Annotated in this window: 1 protein-coding gene; it reads right to left on the reverse strand. The window is 63.5% G+C overall.

Annotation, left to right across the window (positions count from 1 at the left end):
- On the reverse strand, positions 1–1,860 hold a 1,860-nt coding region (locus tag HNO82_RS22035; protein WP_175345149.1), incomplete at both ends, for a two-partner secretion domain-containing protein.

Here is a 1,860-nt window from a genome sequence, read left to right on the forward strand (position 1 = left end):
TGCCGGCACGATTGTCGAGCTCTGCGCTCTCTGCTTTCAGGTCTTGCCGCGCAAAAAGCACGCCGCGCTGATTGTTGAAACGCCGATTGCGCGCATCAATCACCACCTCGCCGCCGCCAAGCGTACCGTCGCTGTTGTCGATGCCGGTCGCCGTGAGCTCCAGCCGGGTGGCGGCGAGGATCTTGCCTTGGTTGCTGGTTCTTCCGTCTGTCGCCAGCACCAGAGAACTCTCGGCCGAACGGAGTCTGCCGTGGTTTTCCAGCGTGGCCGCATTAACGGTAAGCGTATCGTTGGCGCCGATCTCTCCGGTGTTGCTCAGGCCCTGTTGCAGCGAGAGCTTCATGCTGCCCGCGGCGGTGAATGTTCCTCTGTTGTTAAGGGCCATCGCCTTCAATGAGACGGATTGCTTGGCCTCAACAGTGCCGCTGTTGGTGATGCTCTCTCGGGTCTGTACGTCGACACTCTTGGCAAGGGAGTAGAGCGCGCCGCCATTGGCCAGGGAGGCCGCCCGGAAATCCACCGTGCCGTCCGCACCGATCTTGCCGCTGTTGAGCGCAGCGGCGCCGATGCGCATGAACAAGCTACCGTGCGAGAACAGCTTGCCGCTGTTGTCCAGTGCATCGGCATCGATCTGGAGGGTGCTGCCGGCACCCACGTTCTTTTCGTTGGTGAATTTTCCGGTCACTTTCAGGGCGAGCGATTGGACTGCGCTGAGCGTGCCACGATTGTCGAGGCTGGCGGCCTTGAAGTCGGCATCCCCCCTGCTACCCATGGTTCCGGCATTGGTGAGGGCGGCGCTGGCGCTGGCGTTGAGTGCGGCTTCCCCGATGAAGCGCCCCTGGTTTTCAATCGCTGCCGCCTCGGCATTGAGTGCCCGTTTCGCTTCGATGCTGCCGCTGTTGAAGAGCCGTCCTGCTACCTGCAACTGCACAGATTCCTGTGCGGAATAAATATCTCCCCGATTGGTCAGCGTCGTGGCGCGTAGCTCAAGCCGGGCATTGCTGCCGATCTTGCCGCTGTTGTCCAGCATGTTGCGGATACGCAGTGCGAGCGCACCCGGTGTCACCACACTGCCGGCATTCTCCATCGCTGCCGCAGCCAGCGTGATGCCTGCATCACCGACCATGCTTCCTGCATTGCGCAGCGTGCCGCCAATTTGCACGCTGGTACCGCTGACACTGCCGATGCGACCGCTGGCGGCATTCTCCAGCGCAGCGGCGTTGATCCGCAATGTGCTATCCGATCCGATTACGCCACTGTTGGTCACCGCGCCTGCAGCGGCAATGCGGGTATCGCCATGCGCAGCAAGGGTGCCGGTGTTTTCCAGGCGGCCAGCTGCCGTCACGACCAGCTGTCCTTCGGTGGCCGTGAGCGTGCCACCGTTGTGCACGCCCACGCCGTGTTCGGTGGCGGTCAGGTAGATGTGGCCGGCATACATGCCGCCGAGCGCTGCCACATCGATCGCACGCACCGGTGCACCATCGCTGGCGCTCTGGCCCGGCGTGACCTGCGCGTGATCGGCACTGACCGTATTGAGCCCGGTGGTGAGCCGGATCTGCCTGGCCCGCAGCGCCGCATGCACGCGCACTGCGCGGGCGATGACGTCGGCATACGCGGTGTCATTGGCTTGCAGGCCAAGCCCCTCAAAGCTGATCACGCCGCTGTTGACGCGGTAGCTTTCCAGGTTGCCCTGCCGGATGACGGGCGTGCCGGTGGTCATGGTTGCGCGCTGGGCGTTGATGAAACCGCAGCCGGCGCAGGTGATGCCGGCAGGGTTGGCGATGATCACCTGCGCCTGGTTGCCAGCCACCTCGATGAAGCCACGCAGGTAGCTGGGGTGCGACGAGTTGACCTGGTTGA

Source organism: Herbaspirillum sp. C9C3, assembly GCF_013359625.1.
Lineage (GTDB): Bacteria > Pseudomonadota > Gammaproteobacteria > Burkholderiales > Burkholderiaceae_D > Herbaspirillum.